This is a genomic window from Bacteroides sp. D1, from assembly GCF_000157095.2.
Classification (GTDB): domain Bacteria; phylum Bacteroidota; class Bacteroidia; order Bacteroidales; family Bacteroidaceae; genus Bacteroides; species Bacteroides xylanisolvens.
In genome coordinates this window covers 460,708-475,811 of sequence record NZ_JH114350.1, presented here as the reverse complement: position 1 = coordinate 475,811, position 15,104 = coordinate 460,708, and the positions used below count along the sequence as shown (strand labels likewise).

Annotated in this window: 11 protein-coding genes and 1 pseudogene; 10 read left to right on the top strand and 2 right to left on the bottom strand. The window is 38.9% G+C overall.

Features of this window, described 5'->3' with window-relative positions; genetic code table 11:
* Positions 1-127: 127 nt before the first annotated feature.
* Positions 128-2,320, bottom strand: a complete 2,193-nt coding sequence (locus BSAG_RS02970) for a VapE domain-containing protein (RefSeq protein ID WP_008997741.1) — start codon at positions 2,318-2,320, stop codon at positions 128-130.
* 283 nt (positions 2,321-2,603) lie between these two features.
* On the opposite strand from BSAG_RS02970, the gene BSAG_RS02975 reads away from it, so the two are divergent.
* Entirely contained in the window at positions 2,604-2,828 is a 225-nt protein-coding gene (locus tag BSAG_RS02975) for a hypothetical protein (protein ID WP_004315501.1), read from the top strand.
* Positions 2,829-3,335: 507 nt separating this feature from the next.
* On the opposite strand, the gene BSAG_RS02980 is transcribed toward BSAG_RS02975, so the two are convergent.
* On the bottom strand, positions 3,336-3,581 hold the full coding sequence (locus BSAG_RS02980) for a DUF4248 domain-containing protein (protein ID WP_004315498.1): 246 nt from the start codon (positions 3,579-3,581) through the stop codon (positions 3,336-3,338).
* A gap of 295 nt (positions 3,582-3,876) precedes the next feature.
* Between BSAG_RS02980 and BSAG_RS02985 the strand changes: the two genes are divergently transcribed.
* The 9 genes and pseudogenes from BSAG_RS02985 to BSAG_RS25370 all read left to right on the top strand — a co-directional run.
* Positions 3,877-4,377 (top strand): HU family DNA-binding protein, encoded by a 501-nt coding sequence (locus tag BSAG_RS02985; protein WP_008644168.1) that lies wholly within the window; start codon positions 3,877-3,879, stop codon positions 4,375-4,377.
* Positions 4,378-4,427: 50 nt separating this feature from the next.
* Positions 4,428-4,871, top strand: a complete 444-nt coding sequence (locus BSAG_RS02990) for an N-acetylmuramoyl-L-alanine amidase (protein ID WP_004315493.1) — start codon at positions 4,428-4,430, stop codon at positions 4,869-4,871.
* 164 nt (positions 4,872-5,035) lie between these two features.
* Positions 5,036-5,137: a smalltalk protein gene (locus BSAG_RS25065; protein ID WP_151874894.1), complete on the top strand. Its 102-nt coding sequence runs from the start codon at positions 5,036-5,038 to the stop codon at positions 5,135-5,137.
* 97 nt (positions 5,138-5,234) lie between these two features.
* Positions 5,235-8,258, top strand: coding sequence for a hypothetical protein (locus tag BSAG_RS02995; protein ID WP_004315492.1), 3,024 nt, complete (start codon positions 5,235-5,237; stop codon positions 8,256-8,258).
* 9 nt (positions 8,259-8,267) lie between these two features.
* A complete protein-coding gene (locus tag BSAG_RS03000; RefSeq protein ID WP_008997740.1) occupies positions 8,268-12,614 on the top strand; it encodes an RHS repeat-associated core domain-containing protein in 4,347 nt (1,448 codons plus the stop codon).
* A gap of 9 nt (positions 12,615-12,623) precedes the next feature.
* Positions 12,624-13,052, top strand: a complete 429-nt coding sequence (locus BSAG_RS03005) for a hypothetical protein (RefSeq protein WP_008644180.1) — start codon at positions 12,624-12,626, stop codon at positions 13,050-13,052.
* A gap of 122 nt (positions 13,053-13,174) precedes the next feature.
* Positions 13,175-13,636: a hypothetical protein gene (locus BSAG_RS25800; RefSeq protein WP_008644181.1), complete on the top strand. Its 462-nt coding sequence runs from the start codon at positions 13,175-13,177 to the stop codon at positions 13,634-13,636.
* 443 nt (positions 13,637-14,079) lie between these two features.
* A complete protein-coding gene (locus BSAG_RS03015; RefSeq protein WP_008644190.1) occupies positions 14,080-14,691 on the top strand; it encodes a hypothetical protein in 612 nt (203 codons plus the stop codon).
* Positions 14,692-14,831: 140 nt separating this feature from the next.
* Positions 14,832-15,104 (top strand): annotated as a pseudogene (locus BSAG_RS25370) (hypothetical protein); the annotation flags it as partial.

The following is a 15,104-nucleotide window of genomic DNA, read 5'->3' as shown; positions in this document are numbered from 1 at the left end:
GTGACACGTTTAATGCCACTAATTTATCCGTTTATCTGTTATTTCGTGCAAAAACGACTATTTGGAGGAAAAAGCTATTTTGTGGAAAAACGACTATCCGTGTGAAAACTGCCATTTCGCGGGAAAACTACAACTCCAACCCCGTCTGCACCGGAAGCTGCGGGCGTATTGAATTTTCTTTGCGCTCTTCGGCCGAATACTCCACCACCCAATATTCCGTGATATTGTTGGAGGTCTTCCGTGAGTGGAAATGGTTGTTTTCCAATACCGTGACCAGCATTTGTTTCATCTGTGCGTTGGCCTGTGTGCGCCCGTTCATACTCAATATCGACAGCAGCTGGGAGGCAGGATACCATTTTGCTTGTATATCGTTTGGTCTGGCTGCCCGGAAATAGAAGAAAAGATTCTCCTCTACCGGATCTTTTTGGCGGAACGCCTCATTGCGGTTGTTGAGAAACGTAATCTCCTGGTTCTCATACCAATATTGAAACCCCTGCCGGTAGAGTGCGTATGCTTGTGCATATATCCCCTGATGGTTGACAGGCGTGTGATAATCTATTTCCAGCAACGTATTGAACAGGATGCGCCTGTTCTCGCCGATGTCCGGCAGACAGTGCGGATTGTTGGTGCTGGCGATGAATGATGCGCGGCGGATGAACGTATAATTCTGGATGTCGTAAACCTTCCGTTCGTTCATTACATCTTGCGTGATGAGACTTTTCAACTCCTGCATGCGTGCGGGAGAGAGTGTATCAAACTCATCCAGATTGATGAGCAGGCAGGACGACATTTGCAGGAGATGGTCTTTGTTGTCGGGACTAATCATGCCGTTGCGATAATAATCCTTCAGCTCCGGTGGGAGGAGATGGCGGACAAAAGTACTCTTGCCTTTTCCCTGTGCGCCGTGGAGCAGCATCAACTGGTGGTTTTGCGCTTCGTCGTCGATGGCACATGCCACCATTCCCACCAGCCAGCGGCGGAAGCTGTCTTCAAAAAAAGCCTGGTCTGCCGCTTTCACTGTTTTTGTCAGTTGGCCGATGTGGTCTGTTTTCCCGTCCCATGTCTGGAGTGAGGTGAAATAATGAATAAACGGGTTGAACGGCTTTGCATAGTCCGAGTCTACCAGTGCTTTCAAATTAGCTTGCGAACTGTATATCTTCTTCATCTGTGCGTTGATATAGAATGTGTTGACATCCTTTGTGCGCAATGTACTGAAAGGCGGCTGCTCTGTTTTAGGGAGATCAGGTATTATTTTCCGGAACTCGATTTGCTCTTTCACCACGTTTCTCCTGATTTCGTAGTGTTCGTCCATAAATTTGATGACTTGGCATATTCTCGGTTGTTGGCTTTCTTCTTCCGCCTGATCGGTCTTTGAGGTGTATTGGTAAGCATTGTGCAAGGGCAGTTCGAGGTCGAAGTCGGGTAGGTCGCCGAAATGACTGTGTGCCAGACTGACGGCTTCCTCTTCCGTGATATGGCGGTGGTAACACTGATTGCCGAGACAATAGAAGAAATTGTCCCGGTTGCCTATTTCGAGACGTTCTTTGCGTTTGGTGTACTCCAGCGCCTTGCGGAAGTCAAGTTGCACTTGCAGGTCGATGGGCGACGCATTCTCCTGCACGGGGAGGAGCGGGGATCGTTTTCCCGGATTTTTGCGCTTCTTGTTTTTACATTCTTCTTCAGTGGGCAGTGTCACTTTTACGGTCAGCGGCTTCACGTTTTCCAGTCGTTCGGTAGAGAGGAAAGCGTCCGGATCGTGCGACACGAAGAATCCGCGTCCCGGGTCGCTCCCGCTGGTGTCTACTTTGGTATTGAGCAGCTTTTCATATTGGCTGCTTGCCAGGGCGTATATGCGGTGGTGGTAGCGTTCGAGGGTGAGGAAGTCTATGGTTCCTAATGCGTTCAGTTCGGTGCGTAAGGCTTCCGCTTCATTGCCGGTAAGATAGACGAAGATCTTCAGCCCGTGCATCCGGGGGCTGACGAAGCTGCCTAGCGTGTCGGGGCAATCGTTCACTAGTTGGCGGAATTCCGGGATCTTTTCTGCCGGCATATCGTCACAGTCGAGCGTGATGATGTCCTGATACGTGTCCAGACTGTAAGCCAGCCTTTCCTTGGCGTAAGTAGCCGTGATGGTGCAGTAGGGCAGTTGCTTCTTCATGTGGTCTGCTTTCACCGTTTCTCCTGCATCCATTGCTTCCCGGAGTCTCCGGATTCTGTCCCGGTAGACATCCCCCCGGATAAATTCGAACATTTGCCGGATACTGATACTTCCTGATACAAGTGATAATCCCCTGTATGTCGTTATTGAGATATTTTCCATTTTAATTATTGATATGAATGTAAGTCGTGTCAATATTGACACACTGCAAAGGACGGCTTTTCATGTAGAATAAAAAAACTGCTTTTGGTACTCAAAAAGCAGTTTTTTAACAGTCGGTTCTTTCGTGTTAATCCTCAAGAAGCGTTCTTTTCATTCTTTGTATCTCGCAATCAATCTCTTCCACGCTTAATGATTCGTCCGAATCATCTGATTTCTTGAAATCAACAGCCATAAACAACAACTCTGCAAAGTATTTGGGGCTTTTAATGTTAAAAACAGAGTCATGGTCATAACAGAGATGGACAAAGGGGAGGAGAAACTTCTTGCGGTCGCCTGGACTTACCTCTATTCTGTTGGTATACAAATTGTTGACAGTGCCAAGCATTTGCGTGATAAACTGGGATATTTGGGGAAATTCTCCCTTTTCGAGTGTTACAGCCTGTTTGTTCTGGTAAACGAAGCCTTCGGAAAAAATGTCTTTTTTCTCATGATTTTAAGTGTTATTTGACTAGTGTTAAAAAATGTTGGTCTAAAAAGACGCAAAGGTACGTTTTATTTTGTTCCTATCGTTTACTTATACTTTTTATTCTCTTTATATATTTTATTTGATGGAAAAAAGCGTGTAATTGAGGTGGAACCCCTCCACCTCAATTACACGCTTTTTCTATATAAAAAGAATATTCTCTCGCGCCTGCGCACGTGTACATTGTTAAATAAGAAAACTAACAGCATTCAATAAGAAAACACACAGCCTGTTTGTCCTCAAGATACCATGTATTACACCGCGTCCCACCATAATATCGACAGGGCACGGTTGCAGGGCTGGCATTATAAAACAGATATCGGACAGAATACCCCCATAACCGCTTTTGTTTTCATTATAGCTAATCTTGATTTCATTATAGCTAATCTTGATTTCATTATAGCTAATTCTGATTTCATTATAGCTAATCTCGATTTCATTATAGCTAATTTTATTTTCGTTATAGCTAATCAGCACTTACCCTAAAGAGATTCATGGCTCATCAAGATACCTCACGATGAGCCGCACCTGCCTTGCACTATAAGTGTGGTCGTTTTTTCCTTCGCCGCCGCTATACATTGCGTCATATAATTCCTTGTTATTTCTGATCCACTCCCTCATTTTTCGCATGGCATACACCAACGGTACATACGGATTATATAAATGTGCCAGCTCCGATTTCAAATACGGACGTATGACAAACGGCTCCTCTGCTATCTCTTCTTTTTCTGCTTTCATATCTTCGGAAAATTAATTTTATCGTATTCCAAATATACGGAAAATCTCCCGCTTGTCCAAGTATATAAGTCAAATAAAATCACTCTGAATAAAAGTAAATACATTCTGAATGAAAGTAAGACAAACTAGGTCAAAGTAAGACAAAGTACGTCATTCCATCCCCTTATAATACACTATCTTTGAGGTATCGAAAGAAAAAGAAACAGAGCTCGTTCCTCTCTTCCGATATTGATTGCGACAACCGCAATCTGTAATATTTATTTTTCAATTATTAATTCTCAATTTTTAATTTATCATGGCAATACCATTTAAAAGAATGGGTCGTAAAGACCCGAGAAAGGTTGATGGGGTGGTGAAGTATCATCCGCAACTTGTGACGCAGGGACAGAGTGTAGACCTGGATAAACTTGCTTACACGATGAAAGAGAAAAGTTCCCTGTCGCTGGGTGACATTCAGAGTGTGCTGACTAATCTCGTAGAAGCGATGCGTACGGCGCTGTTCGACGGTAAATCCGTCAATATCCATGATTTTGGTGTATTCAGCCTTTCCGCTACCACGCGGGGAGTGGACACGAAAGATGAGTGTACGATGAAGAACATCAAGACGGTGAACATCAATTTCCGTCCTTCGAGCAGTGTCCGTCCTAATTTGACGTCTACCCGTGCCGGTGAGAAAATCGAGTTTCTGGATCTCGACGCGCCCAAGAAAAAGAAAACCGATGGTGAAGATCCCGGTGATGAAGGTGGCGGAGACTCCGGTGGAGGTAGCGGTGAAGCTCCGGATCCGGCAGCTTAATTCGTAGAGTGCAGATAATGTTTACAACTGATAAGAAAAATAGTGGCACTATGATGAGAAAGATTGATTTGATCGTGATCCACTGTTCCGCCACCCGTGCCGACCGTTCTCTCACCCCGGATGACTTGGAGATGCAACACCGTCGGCGTGGATTTAACGGAACAGGTTATCACTACTACATCCGCAAGGATGGAACAGTGCACCTCACCCGACCGATTGAACGTATCGGTGCGCACGTGAAAGGATTCAACTCGAACAGTGTCGGTATCTGCTACGAAGGCGGTTTGGATGCCCACGGTTGTCCGGCAGACACGCGGACACCGGAACAACGGGCGGCACTCCGCTTACTGGTACATCAATTACTTGAGACTTTCCCCGGTAGCCGGGTGTGCGGTCATCGGGATTTAAGTCCCGACCGCAACGGAAACGGGGAGATTGAACCGGAAGAATGGATCAAAGCGTGTCCATGTTTTGAGGTGAAAGCGGAGTTTTGAACTCCTGATGAGTAAAGGATTAGTTATCAATAGGATAACGAGAATATGAGGTAGGAAGGTTTTCAGGAAGTAACAGGGTATTGAAAGTAACTAATCATTAAACGTAATTGGTTATTGAAATCAGTCAATTATTAATAGAGTATGGAAAGGAGGTGTGTAAGGTTATGGCAGTTAAAAAATCCCTTTGGGATGTGATTCTGAAAGTAGTCATCGCAGTGGCGTCAGCAGTAGCGGGCGTATTGGGCGGTAATGCGATGAATCTGTAAAGATACAGGGGGTTAGTTCATTTGAAGAGAGGGTGTATAAGTTTTCTATTTCACCCTCTCTATTTTTTTATTACTCATAAGATAAATCATATAAAAAATGAGAAAGAAGAATTTTATAGAACAAATGTTGTGTTTGCTCCTGCTGTTAGGCACAGGCACACATATATATGCGCAAAACAGTTCCGGATTTATTCCGACCGATTTTCAAGGGTACTATTTTTCACCGCAGAATCTCGGGTTTTCTACACCGCAAACAGCAGAATTCGTACAATATGGCAACACTCGTGTGAACTACTACAACGGGTTGCTTGATCTGGATATCCCATTGTTCGATTACAAAGATACGGCTTTTGAGTTGAACATGTCTATCAAGTATATTTCCGATGGTTTCAAACCGGGCCGGCGTCCTTCGGTGGTAGGTAATAACTGGATACTGAATGTAGGAGGCGCTATTACAAGAAATGTAGTGGGAAATCCTGATGATGTTCGCCAGGAGCAGAAAAGCGGTCTGCTGGCTGCTATCCGCGACGGAAAGTTTAAGCAGTACAGTAAAGAAGATCTGCTCAAACTGAAGATTTTCAATGCTACTGAAGACCGCCTTTATCCGGATACTGAATATGATATGGCTCCCGATATCTTCGATTTTAATTTCGGACCGCACAAGGGACGTTTTATTATTGACAATAGTGGAAATGCCAAATGTATATCAGGAGGCGGATATAGGATAGATTTAAGTGAAATGTCTGTTCAGGATTATAGTACCACAAATGCTCCTAAACGCTCTGTCATCAAGATCACGACACCGGATGGCTATCTTTACTATTTTGGAGGAGACGTCTCATGTTTAGAATACAGCCTACCCAATAATCCCGGTAGATTAAGAAGCAGACCGGTACAGATTACTTCCTGGTACCTAAGTTCTATCCAGGATGAGACAAAAAATAATGGTATATCCTTTTCATACCAAAGTTGTCTGCAAAAAAATAAGTATCACTTATTCATGAATTCTAATGTAACCGGAACAAGATGGATAAATTATAAACCTGATAAGAATGGATATACTAAACCAGCAGAAATAATAGGTATAAACGATAAAGATACAGATCATTTCTTGATGGAAGATAAAGTGTATACCCCTATTTTGAGGACAATTAGCACTGGAAGTGTGCTTGTGAATTTTATTACCGAGACTTTCCCTGTTAATTTTTTCGGTGATTCGGATGGGAATGATTTAATCTATCTCTCAAGTATAACAATGACAAAAGCCCCCCAAGTTATAAAATCATGCAAATTTGATTATGAGACATCAGGGCGCTACTTCTTTCTGAAAAATGTGACCTTGCATGATCAAAGTGAGGGCCCTGCTATTTACTCTTTTGACTATAATATGAGTAATGATTTACCGGATCCGTTGACTACAAACGTCGATCATTGGGGCTTCTGGAATGGTGGCTATGAAAAAATAGACAATGCCAATACGTTTTTCTATGATGGGAATTTTGAACAAAGAAAGGCTGTCAACACAGGTGTTTCTAGCTGTACAATGCTGAATACGATCACTTATCCCACCAAAGGGGAAGAAAAGATTGATTATGAATACAACCGTTACCGGCATTACCTGACCAAAAGAACTGATTCTTTTGCTTGGGATACCAATATGGCAACTTATGATGCTCCGTTGGGTGGGGTACGTGTGAAACATCTGACATTGCATGACCCTGTTACAAAAAAAGACAGGCAACGTTCGTTCAACTACCTTGACCCTACGACAGGAATGGAAAGTGGAAGAACCCATGAACTGCCACGCTATCGTATGCCTATAGAAGATATGGTATACAGTTATAACTATTATGATTATATGGAAACCAAAAATCTGAATGTTTACTCAATCAGCAGTAACTGTATGGGGCGATTCAATAATATATCCGAATATCCGATAGGTTATAGTTATGTCACTGAGACTTTTGACGACGGAAGTTTTTGTCGTTATCATTTCTCTTCATTGGCAGATATCCCTGATAATGCGGAGTTTGGGCAAGCTGTCACTAGAACACCGGACAATTTGAACAGAAGAAGTTTCGGCTTTTATCAGGTATTAGATAAGGCTCTGAACTATGCTCCTAACGATCTGGCAGCCTTCAGGGGAAAACTACTGTTTAAGACGACCTATAACAATCGCTATCATAAAGTAGCAGAGGAAGAGTATCATTATAACGTAGAAAATAAAACTGCCGATTATGAAGTTTCGATAGATACTGGTACTGGAGCTATTCTGGCGAGTAAAATATTTACTGTCCCTTGTTTGTTGATTCAGGAAAAACTGACAGATGAAAACGGAGTGTCAATTCTTCATAATTATGAATATAATGCAAATGGATTTGTCACACAAAAAGAAACTGTCAATAGTAATGGGGATCATGTGTATTTAAAGTATGTGCATCCGGGAGAATCATCTAATCTCCCATCAACTATATATTATGACAATTTAATCCGGTTAAATAGAATAGAGGAACCGGTCGCCATTATAAAGTACTTGAAGAAGTCACAAGATGAAAAACGGAAAATAATAGATTTTATATATCTCTATTATGAGCCAACGAGTAGTGCAGGTATTCAAAAAAGAACTTTGCGGGGCAGTAGCCTCCTAAAAAGATTACCTGAAAATATGGATCTGACAAGCTATTTAACCGATAGCTTGACGTCTTTTATTGAAGCTTATGACAACTATGATAAATATGGAAATCTTATTACGCTAAGAAACTTTCATAATGATATTACAATTTATCTATGGTCATATTACGGTAAATATCCGATAGCTGAAATAAAAGGAAGTACTTATAATGAAGTAAAGTCTGCCTTAAAAAGAAAACCGGAAAGTCTTTCAGAAGAGAGTGAACCTAATATTAAGAATATAGAACAACTACGCAGACTTCTGCCGCATGCCCAGATAACAATCTATGATTATAAGCAGCAGATTGGTATGAAATATACTTCTCAACCTGATGGAAAAACTTCTTTTTTCCAGTATGACCTTCAAGGGCGTCTGAAAAAAAGGTTTAGAAGAGGAGAAAAGGGAGACATTCAATTGATGGAATATAACAGATATCATTATTCTAAATAACAGATAATTATGAAAAGGCATTTAATATTTTTCTTATTCTTGTTTTGCGCATTAATGGCGGTGGATGGTCGTAATAATCCACAGTTGGTTGATAAAAGGATGCATTTTGCAGATATTTATAAAGAGCCGGAAATCGCTCATTTTAGTGATGTTCCTCGTTATATATTCTACGAAGGTGAGCTTCATAATTACGTTATCTATACTTTTACCATACAGGACAGGTCCACTTTATTTATGGCTAATATGATGGGGACTGACACGGATTATACCTCGTTCCGTCTCAATTATAGACCATTAAACTCTACCGGTAGATTCAGAAAGAAAAGTTATAGTAGTGATAGTCACAAAGTAAAGGAGGTACTTAGTAATCAGGATAAATTTAATTTTACTTTTGACGAAGACCTTACACAAGTACATCTTCACTCTCCTGTATTGTATGAAGTCTTAGAACCTGGCGAATATGAGCTTTATAGTGTAGCGTCAGAGGATACGAAAAAACCTACCAAGAGGCTTGAAACCAACATTTATTTATCTCCGGTGGGAGTAAATGAATATACATCTGTTGATATAGGACATTTTACGAGGAATTTTTCTCAAGAAATAAGACTCGGAACTTTTAGCGGTGGAGATGTATATTGTAAATTTAGTTTGGATAGTATCAATATGATAAGTGTAGTTCCTTTGGACACTATAGGTGTAAATCCCATTCTAAAAATGGAAACTCTTTATCGATCGTTGGTTAGTAGCAATGAATATCCACTAAATGAGAACTCTTTACCGCAAATTAAAGATTTCAGATGTGGTGTAGGTGATTTTTATATTCATGCTTACTATCCGGATTCTGCATATCGGAAACCTAAACTACGTGTAACAGGTATTGTTGATAATGCGGGAATTGATTGGGAACACCCTTTGGAGGTCGGAAGTTTTTCGGATAGCCTGGATTATAGCACTTTCTATTATCCATATATGTTTGTTCCTTCGGGATCTTCTTCAAGGCCTTGTGTATATCATCGTTTCACAATAAAAGATACGATGGATATATCCATCATATCAGAAGAGTATCTGAACAATATCACCTTATACGATTCTACCCGTCATCTAGTTAGGAAAGAGGAGAAAGATGATTACTTGACAAGTCTTGATGTATTTGGGTTATCTCCGGGTACTTACTTTTTTGTAACAGAAGGAGGAAATGGTACTATTGTTATAAAAGTGAAAGGGAAAAAGTCTGTTCAACAATTGTCGGATATAAAGAATTATGTGTCAACAGAGAAAAGTATAATTAACACTCCTTTTGCTTCCGATTTGCAGGGACCGTTGAGCGCCACTCGTGAAATAGATTATCTTGATCCATTCGGCAGGACAGAACAGACAATACAATACGGTATAACTCCTGCATTAAACAGCCTGGTAAACAGAAAGGAGTACGATAGGATGTATCGTGATAGTTGTTCATGGCTTCCGGCTGTTTGTCCCGGTTCGGGCGACTATGTTTCATCATCCGATTTCAGAAAGCATATTCTTGAATTGTATAATGATGAGTATGCTTGTGAAAAATCTCTGTATGACGGTTCACCCCTGAACCGATTGACAGAGAAATACAATCCTGGAAAAGACTGGCATACTACGGGGCATAGTGAAAAGGTTTCTTATCAGACAAATTCAGGAACATCACAGATTCGACTATTTGAGGTGAACGGAGAAAAAGATAATCCCGTTCTGTCGCAAAAAGGATTTTATGCAACCGGAGAATTGGTAGTGGAAGAAAAAAAAGATGAAGCAGGGCTTCCTACACTTACCTATACCAATAAATTGGAACAAACCATTGTATCACGTACCATCAGTGGTGCAGATACGCTGGATACTTATCAAGTATATGATGATTTCGGGAATCTGGCTTTTGTTCTTCCACCGATGGCAGTCAGCAGTTTACAGACGCTTGGGCAGAAAGATGCATTAGATCTTTATGCCTATCAATATCGCTATGATGAGCTCAACCATTATAGAGGTAAGAAACTTCCTGGTGCGGAATGGATAGACATGTATTTCGACAAGGACGGAAAATTATTGAGAAGTCGAGATGGGGAGATGCGCAAAAGGAACGAATGGAAATGTACTTTTTATGATAAGTTGAGAAGAGAAGTAGTGACTGGCATTTATAAAGGTATGATGTCATACAGCAGCTCTGCATCTGTTGAGTTTGCTCCGGATAAGCCAAACAACCATTATGGTTATCTTTTTAGCAGTTATTTAAAAATGGACAGCCTGAATATCCAAAAGGTGGCATATTATGATACCTATCAATATAAAAAGGCTAATTCTTGCTTCACTGCAGCAATGGATTATATAGATAGCAATGATTATGGACATCGATTTGGAGACGACTCTGAACAACTGAACTGCAAGAATTTGCAGACTGGAGTGATGACACGGATTATCGGTACAGATCAAATGCTTTGCACCAGTACCTATTATGATTATTTTCAACGTCCGGTGCAAGTACGTAGCACGGATATAAATGGTAAGGTGCACGTTCAGAACATGGCGTATGATTTCTGCGACCACATTACAGCATCCAATGACAAAGTAGAAAATATCTCACTTGTCCAAACTAAAACTTATGACCATGCCGGACGTCTGTTGACAGAAGCTCGTTTGGTGAATGACTTGGTATCTGATACTCTTAGGTATAATTATGATGAGTTGGGACACATCGCCAATGTCAAAAGAGTGAACGGGAACCATTCACTAACCTCAACCAACCGTTATAATTTACGTGGTTGGCTGACCTCTATCGAAAGTCCGTTATTTTCCCAGAAACTATATTATACGGATGGTATCGGCATACCTTGTTATAACGGAAATATCAGTAGTATGACCTGGAAAACCAGTGCGAACCCAGACATTCGGGGTTATCGTTTTGAATACGATCTTTTATCCCGGCTAAAAAATGCTACCTATGGTGAGGGTGAAACTCTCTCTCTGAATGTCAACCGCTTCAATGAGCAAATAACGGGTTACGACAAAAATGGTAATATCTTGGGATTGAAACGATCTGGACAAACTTCTGCCAATGGTTACGGATTAGTAGATAATCTGTCCGTCACCTTGAGTGGCAACCAACTGAAAAGGGTTGATGATTCTGTTTCGGGTTCCGCTTTTGGTGATAATTTTAATTTTAAAGACGGAGTAAAACAGAATACAGAGTACTTTTATGACGCCAATGGTAATTTATCGAAAGATTTGAATAAAAAGATAATCAATATTCAATATAATTACCTAAATTTACCGGACCGTATAGAGTTCGAAGATGGCAGCTCTATTTCTTACCTTTATGATGCAGCAGGCACAAAACTACGTGTTGTACATAGTATCGCAGGAAATACAACTACTACCGATTATTGCGGTAATGTGATCTATGAAAATGGGACTCCCAAGACTTTATTGACAGATGCCGGATTCGTATCTTTGAATGATAATAAGTATCATTATTACTTGCAGGATCATCAAGGTAACAATCGTGTGGTTGCATCGCAGGATGGAGTAGTGGAAGAAGTGAATCATTATTATCCGTTTGGCGGTATCTTTGCTTCAACTTCCTCTGTTCAGCCCTACAAGTACAACGGAAAAGAACTGGATAGAAAAGGCGGACTGGATTGGTATGATTATGGAGCGAGAATGTATGATGCAGCGTTGGGTAGATGGCATGTGGTGGATCCGATGGCGGATAAGGATTATAGTTGGAGCGTGTATGTTTATTGTCAGAACAATACAATTAAATATATTGACCCAGATGGAAAGCAAGTAATACCTGTTCCAATGCCTTATGCACCTCTTCCATTCTATTCTCCGATAACGTATCCTCAAAGTTATAATTTGCCTTCGGATCAACAAATAATGAGACATGCATCAGGAAAGTTTGCAGAAGTTGGACAAATAATAACAGATACTCCTAGGATGTCTTATGCTTTTGGTACTCTTTTATACTATCAAGCGAAGAATGCTATTAGTCCGGAATATGAGCATCAGCGAAATAGAGAAAGGAAAAGCAAAGAAGAACTGGACCGGAATCAGGCGAATGTCGCAAAAAGCATTGATACTAATGTATCGGGGATGATGCCTAATGGAGACCCGGCTCCGAAAATAGACCCTAATGATAAAAGGAGAATAATCAAAGTTGGGAGAAAAGTAATAATAGGTCTAGCTGTAGATAGAGCATGTATGGAACTAACAAATCCTGATCCCACTCAAGATGCTTATGAAACTCATACAAATCAAGTCGAAGGTAAAAAAGAGTATTCGACAGATTATGTAGGGAATATTTATAATTGGATAAAAGAATTATTTAAATAAAAATGATATATGGGAGATATTTTTATACTGATATTTAAGAAGATTACTATTCTCAATAGTATTTTAATGATAGTTCATTGTTTATTCCATCCTGATTTTGGAGAATTTGACTATATGTATATGGTTGTAATATTGTTGCTAATATCGTGGATAGCATGGCTGATAGGTAAGGTGTTAAACTTATTGATAAGTAATAAAGAGCGAAAAGAAAAGAATACTAAAATAAATAATATTGTTGATTTTTTATATTTGAAATTTAGACAGGATATAGATATGACATATGCCGTTTTCTTTGCAATATATCTAGTTTTCTATAGGCACGAAAAAGCAATAGCTTATTTAATATTACTTCTGTTTGGACTATACCTTGGAAAAAAAATAGCAATAAGAGCTAACCGATATATAGTAGATCAAGCAAATAAAAAAAATACTCCTTAAAAACTTCAATATTATACCCCTTGATGTGAATAGCCAAGGTATGGTGAATTCACGTCGAGGGATATAAGCTACAAGATGGTATGTAATAAATGAACTAATTTTATCAAATAACTTATTACTATATGAGATATCTATTTATAGCAATATATAAAAAATCACTTCTGTGGTTCAGTTTTATGGTGATCCCCTATTGTATTTTTTCTTCTTTTTTATTTGAATATCCTACTCTAATATTTATTTTTAGGGTAATACTTGCAATTGCATTAGCTATTATAGTAATAGGTGGAATGATGAGTTATCTATTTCCTTATATAGAGATTCCCAAACGGTCATTGAAGGGGAAAGGTTTAATTCGGGCACTATATTTAAAATCTGATAGAATAATAACACAAGCATATTGTTGGTTTCTTGTGGTATATATAACTTTTTCTATTGAATATAAGTCTACATTATACAATTATTTGTTATTGTTTTTAATAGGATTATTTCTTGGATATAAGATAACAATAAGATCAAATAAATACTCTTTGGATGAAGCTAGCAGAAGGAAGCAAGCCAGTAAGAAAGAATCTCATACTCGCTAAGAGGACAAGAAATTAAAAATAAATAGTATGTTTAGAGTAATGCTGCAACAGGCACCCAATCAAAAATAAACGAAGAACATAATGCTTATGATATACTTGAACCTATTAAAAATAAATTAGATGACGTCTTTTGGAAGAGTTGGTAAATATCTTATGTATATACAAAAAATGCTGTATATTCTATGTCTTATAAAAATACTATTCTCGTTGTTTTTCTATGAGTACGAGTCTTCTTTCATGAAGAATATAACTTTTACTTTACCATTATTATTAGCACAGATTGTTATACCTATTATTAAAGGATATAAAATGAAAAATTCTAAACTTAGATATTATTTATGTTATTATTCTCACTTATGCTCTGTATTACCCTGACATAAGTTAACTAATAATTAATTTATATCAGGGTAATTTCTTTTTTTATTTTTTATAAACCAACTTATATGAAAACAATACTAATACTATTTGTTTCTTTTTTTATCAGTTTTAATAATTGTTTATCTCAAACTGTCCCTGATGAACGTGATAAACGGGAATATAAGGAGATAATAAGTTTATATCCAAAATCTCTTGTATCTCATTTTCCCAGAAAAATAGATGACAAGAAGATCGGACTTATGGCGTTGACATTTCCACGTGGTAAGTATTTAAGCTATATTCATTTGGCAATATCTTACGAAGATTCGGATATTGAAAAACTAAAGAAAAAAGTGACTCTAGAGGCAAAAGAGGTATATCATATTAAAGATTCCTGTTTAATGGTTATTCCTTATAATTATGATACTTTTGAGATAGTTACATTAGATTCAATACAAAATTGTGAATCTATTGATGTATTACCCATTCCTAATTTTCGTCTTTGGGAGAGCAAGTTTCCTTCCGACTTCTATGATAATGCCGTCCTGTATGTTCTAAATGCAGAAAAAGGTCGCTTTTTGAAAAAAGATCATCTTTCTAGATCAGGTATTGGCTTACCTGAAAGATGGTTGCATGGCTATACTAAAGGGCTTACTTTTTATAAGAACTATGTGGTTTATTGGCTTGAAGTTTGGTAATTCTTATATTTTTAAAGCTTAGAATCTTCCTCTGGTGCAAAATAATCATAATAGAGTAGTTTGCATCAGGGGAACTTTCTTATAAGCCAACTTACTCGATTCCGTTTTTAGATATGAAAAACGTAGTTAAATAGAGTATAGAGTCTTTCTATGACGCCAATGGTAATTTATCGAAAGATTTGAATAAAAAGATTGCTGGTATTCAATATAATTACCTAAATTTACCGGACCGTATAGAGTTCGAAGATGGCAGCTCTATTTCTTACCTTTATGATGCAGCAGGCACAAAACTACGTGTTGTACATAGTATCGCAGGAAATACAACTACTACCGATTATTGCGGTAATGTGATCTATGAAAATGGGACTCCCAAGACTTTATTGACAGATGCCGGATTCGTATCTTTGAATGAT

Excerpts from the sequence above, each read along its gene's own strand:
- BSAG_RS02970 (WP_008997741.1), bottom strand. The coding sequence starts at position 2,320 with ATGGAAAATATCTCAATAACGACATACAGGGGATTATCACTTGTATCA.
- BSAG_RS02975 (WP_004315501.1), top strand. The coding sequence starts at position 2,604 with ATGGTCATAACAGAGATGGACAAAGGGGAGGAGAAACTTCTTGCGGTC.
- BSAG_RS02980 (WP_004315498.1), bottom strand. The coding sequence starts at position 3,581 with ATGAAAGCAGAAAAAGAAGAGATAGCAGAGGAGCCGTTTGTCATACGT.
- BSAG_RS02985 (WP_008644168.1), top strand. The coding sequence starts at position 3,877 with ATGGCAATACCATTTAAAAGAATGGGTCGTAAAGACCCGAGAAAGGTT.
- BSAG_RS02990 (WP_004315493.1), top strand. The coding sequence starts at position 4,428 with ATGATGAGAAAGATTGATTTGATCGTGATCCACTGTTCCGCCACCCGT.
- BSAG_RS25065 (WP_151874894.1), top strand. The coding sequence starts at position 5,036 with ATGGCAGTTAAAAAATCCCTTTGGGATGTGATTCTGAAAGTAGTCATC.
- BSAG_RS02995 (WP_004315492.1), top strand. The coding sequence starts at position 5,235 with ATGAGAAAGAAGAATTTTATAGAACAAATGTTGTGTTTGCTCCTGCTG.
- BSAG_RS03000 (WP_008997740.1), top strand. The coding sequence starts at position 8,268 with ATGAAAAGGCATTTAATATTTTTCTTATTCTTGTTTTGCGCATTAATG.
- BSAG_RS03005 (WP_008644180.1), top strand. The coding sequence starts at position 12,624 with ATGGGAGATATTTTTATACTGATATTTAAGAAGATTACTATTCTCAAT.
- BSAG_RS25800 (WP_008644181.1), top strand. The coding sequence starts at position 13,175 with ATGAGATATCTATTTATAGCAATATATAAAAAATCACTTCTGTGGTTC.
- BSAG_RS03015 (WP_008644190.1), top strand. The coding sequence starts at position 14,080 with ATGAAAACAATACTAATACTATTTGTTTCTTTTTTTATCAGTTTTAAT.